The following is a 571-nucleotide window of genomic DNA, read 5'->3' on the forward strand; positions in this document are numbered from 1 at the left end:
CGCCCATATCGATCATATCGGCGGCATCGTCGGCGCCGACGACAAGCCGCTGTTCCCGAATGCGCAATACTACATCGCGCAGAGCGATCTCGATTTCTGGACCGACGAAGGCAAGATGGGCAGTCCGCTGAAGGACTTCGTCGTGCACGCCCGCAAGAACCTGCTGCCGGTGCGCGACCGCATCGTGTTCTTCAAGGACGGCCAGGAATTCCTGCCCGGCGTGACCGCGATCGCAGCGCCCGGCCACACCGTGGGCCACACCATCTTCATGGTGAGCTCGGGCGGCAAGTCGTTCGCCTTCCTCGGCGACCTCTCGCATCACGCGGTGCTGCTGCTGGAGCGGCCGCGGATGGAATTCTCCTATGACACCGACCCGAAGCAGGCGGCGGCCTCGCGGGTCAAGCTCTTGGAGACGCTGGCCGCCAACAAGACGCCTGTGATGTCCTATCACTTCGCCTGGCCCGGCTACGGCCACGTCGCCAAGGCCGGCGAGGGTTTTCATTACTATCCAGAGCCGATGCAGATGACGCTGTAATCGTACGAGGCTCCGTGAGGGTGACAGCTTGTCACC

The 571-nt window shown here is 63.4% G+C and carries 1 protein-coding gene; it reads left to right on the plus strand.

What is annotated here, in order from left to right; translation table 11 throughout:
• The coding region (locus tag NS334_RS17275; RefSeq protein ID WP_153002843.1) for an MBL fold metallo-hydrolase at positions 1-535 on the plus strand (535 nt) is incomplete at its 5' end.
• Positions 536-571 lie beyond the last annotated feature (36 nt).

It is taken from the genome of Sphingomonas endophytica, assembly GCF_001476895.1.
GTDB classification, from domain to species: domain Bacteria; phylum Pseudomonadota; class Alphaproteobacteria; order Sphingomonadales; family Sphingomonadaceae; genus Sphingomonas; species Sphingomonas endophytica_A.